Annotated in this window: 3 protein-coding genes; 2 read left to right on the plus strand and 1 reads right to left on the minus strand. The window is 48.3% G+C overall.

Features of this window, described 5'->3' with window-relative positions; all coding sequences use genetic code 11:
- Positions 1–152 precede the first annotated feature (152 nt).
- Entirely contained in the window at positions 153–1,097 is a 945-nt protein-coding gene (locus IQ242_RS21910; RefSeq protein WP_193961399.1) for an isoaspartyl peptidase/L-asparaginase, read from the plus strand.
- A 70-nt stretch (positions 1,098–1,167) separates the two neighbouring features.
- Positions 1,168–2,358, plus strand: coding sequence for an FtsW/RodA/SpoVE family cell cycle protein (locus tag IQ242_RS21915; RefSeq protein ID WP_193961400.1), 1,191 nt, complete (start codon positions 1,168–1,170; stop codon positions 2,356–2,358).
- Positions 2,359–2,496: 138 nt separating this feature from the next.
- On the opposite strand, the gene IQ242_RS21920 is transcribed toward IQ242_RS21915, so the two are convergent.
- Positions 2,497–2,678 (minus strand): hypothetical protein (locus IQ242_RS21920; protein ID WP_193961401.1); only part of this gene is annotated, 182 nt, incomplete at its 5' end.

Below are 2,678 nucleotides of genomic sequence, written 5' to 3' on the forward strand. Positions count from 1 at the left end.
ACCCTACACCCCACACCCTACACCCCACACCCTGTCCCCACGAAAAACTTTTTGCCGCAAACCCTACTTACCGGTTAAGACGGCACTGGAGAAGCGGAGTAGCGATAACGTGATAGTTTAGATCCGATCGGTAATGTGATATTGGGACAATAATGACCAGAGTAAATCCGAAGTTAATTATTCATGGGGGAGCGAGTTCCCTAGAGGACAAAGGTGGTTTAGAATCAGTACGCAATTCTCTCCGGGGGATTGTTAAGAATATTTACAACCTCCTTGACAATGGTGCGAGTGCTGTGGAGGCGGTGACAAAAGGATGTATGTTACTGGAGGATGAACCGCGATTTAATGCTGGGACTGGTTCGGTGGTGCAATCGGACGGTCAGGTGCGAATGAGCGCAGCCTTGATGGATGGTCGTCGCCAGCGTTTAAGCGGTGTCATTAACGTCTCGCGGGTACAGAATCCCATTAGCCTCGCTCAATTTCTCCAAAGTCAAGAGGATCGCATTCTCTCGGAAATTGGAGCTGCAGATCTGGCCAGAGAATTACAAATTCCCCTCTATGATCCCCTCACCGATTATCGGATTCAAGAATGGATGGAGGAAAGAAAGACGAATTTTAATCGCAAAATGGCCCGTTTATTCGCCGACTCCTCAGCGCAACGGGGAACTATCGGGGTGGTGGCTCTCGACCAGCAAGGAGACATCGCCGCCGGAACTTCTACCGGAGGTAAGGGACTAGAAAGAATCGGTCGCGTTAGTGACAGTGCCATGCCGGCCGGCAATTATGCGAATCCATGGGCAGGAGTAAGTTGCACGGGAGTCGGGGAAGATATTATTGATGAGTGTTTAGCCGCTAAGGTGGTCATTCGCGTCACCGATGGTTTTTCCCTCGCCTCTGCCGTGGAGAAATCGATGCGCGAATCCCAAACTAATGGTCGGGATCTGGGCATGATTTCCCTTGATCGTCAGGGTAATATTGTTTGGGGGAAAACGGCGGAAATTCTCTTGGCTGCCTATCATGACGGTCAGGCGATCGGTGATACCCTAGAATGGCACGGTGAAAACGCGGGTTTAATCGGTCATGTCGCCGTCGGATAGTGGAACAAACTGCGATCGAGCCTAGTCTTTTCGGTTAATCTGTACAAGATACTTCTTCTCGAAAATCTCCGTGTGGCAATACATTATTCCTATTTTTGACCCCGATGTGAAAAACTGGTCAGCCGAAGCGCGATTATTGCGCTGGATGACTTTCTTGTGGCTCCTAGTCGGGTTAGTCGTGCTTTTTTCCGCTTCCTACGCTCTGGCTGACAGTCGCTTCGATAACGGACTATACTATTTTATCCGCCAATTAATCTGGCTTTGGATTGGCTTAATTGGCTTTAATTTCCTAGTGCGATTGCCGATCGAGAATCTGCTCAAAATTGCACCCTGGATGATTTTATTAGTTTTAGGATTAATTTTGATCACTCTTATCCCTGGTTTGGGAGCTAATATCAACGGTGCCACCCGTTGGATTAAAATCGGGCCGATTCTCTTGCAACCGTCGGAATTTATGAAACCGTTTCTCGTCCTGCAAGGGGCGGCGGTTTTCGGCGGTTGGCCGCGTTTAAATGTCAATCAACGGTTAACTTGGATCGCTATTTTTGGGCTAATTCTGGCCGGCATTCTCTTACAACCTAACTTGAGTACCACTGCTCTGTGTGGTATAACTCTCTGGCTGATCGCTCTTGCCTCCGGTCTGCCTTTATCCTACATGACCAGCAGCGCTTTACTGGGTGTAACTATGGCTGTGGTTAGTGTTACTTTCCGCGAATACCAGAGAAAACGGATTTTATCTTTCTTAAACCCTTGGCAGGATCCCCGGGGTGATGGTTATCAATTAGTGCAGAGTTTACTGGCGATCGGTTCTGGCGGAACCACCGGCAGCGGTTACGGTTTATCCCAACAAAAATTATTTTATCTACCCTTCCCGGATACGGATTTTATTTTCGCTGTCTTTGGCGAGGAATTTGGTTTTATTGGCGGTATTTTACTGTTAATCATGCTATTTCTCTACGCTACCCTCGCCCTGATCGTGGCGGTTAAATGTCGTCATCGCATCAAAAAATTAGTGGCGATCGGGGCGATGGTAATTTTGATCGGTCAATCCCTGTTAAATATCGGTGTGGCCACTGGTTCTTTACCCACTACCGGCTTACCTTTCCCCCTCTTTAGTTATGGCGGCAGTTCCAGTTTAGCCAGTCTCTTTTTAGCAGCCCTCTTAATCCGGGTGGCTAGGGAAGAAAATGACAGCCTAGAACGCCAGACTTGGCAGAAGGGTGCGGGGAGCAGGGAGAAAAAGCTGATGGCTGACGGCTAAAAAGCTAAATACTATCTCCTGACTTGAAAGAGGTTGTGGGGTGTGGGGTGTGGGGTGTAGGAAGGAAACCTCTTTCATCTGTGGGGGTGAAAATTTTTTCATCGGGACTGACTTCTCACCCAATTCCCTGGCCAAACCCTAGAAATCATCGGGAATAATCCATTGGGTCGGTTGCGTCAGTTTTTTCAGTCTAGCTGCTTCTGCCATTTCTAACATCTTTTCCAAAGAAGTTTCGGCAATAAATTTGGCTGCTTCGGCGGCATGGGCTTGATTGGGGCATCGATCGCCTAAAATACAACCATTTAGGCAATCTACAGCAC

Origin of the sequence: Microcystis sp. LEGE 08355 (genome assembly GCF_015207185.1) — a bacterium.
GTDB lineage: Bacteria > Cyanobacteriota > Cyanobacteriia > Cyanobacteriales > Microcystaceae > Microcystis > Microcystis panniformis.

What these genes read in the sequence shown, in the direction of transcription:
- IQ242_RS21910 (WP_193961399.1), top strand. Translation starts at nt 153, where the DNA reads ATGACCAGAGTAAATCCGAAGTTAATTATTCATGGGGGAGCGAGTTCC.